This window comes from Gilvimarinus sp. 1_MG-2023, from assembly GCF_030548285.1.
This window is the reverse complement of the sequence record NZ_JAUOSC010001173.1, coordinates 1-262: the sequence shown is the minus strand read 5'-3', so window position 1 is coordinate 262 and position 262 is coordinate 1. Positions and strand designations below refer to the sequence as shown.

Annotated in this window: 1 protein-coding gene; it reads right to left on the bottom strand. The window is 51.1% G+C overall.

Annotation, left to right across the window (positions count from 1 at the left end):
- A partial coding sequence (gene secE / locus Q4563_RS20550; protein WP_303605832.1) for a preprotein translocase subunit SecE occupies window positions 1-262 on the bottom strand: 262 nt, incomplete at both ends.

The following is a 262-nucleotide window of genomic DNA, read 5'->3' as shown; positions in this document are numbered from 1 at the left end:
CCAGAATCATCAATGTCATCTGGGTAGTTTCCTGACGCGTTGGCCATACCACCTTGCGGCGCTCGACATTGGCCTCTTTCAGAAGTTGCATAAATGCCTTGCCTTGCGTTGTTGCCAGTGCAGCACCTGCACCTATCAACATCAAGGCAACGACAGCGAGAATCCGATACAGAAAAGGCGCATCGGCATACATATAATTGCCAACCACAGCCGCTGCCAGAAAAGCAACAGCCAACAACCACTTGACAACATCCATCGGCGA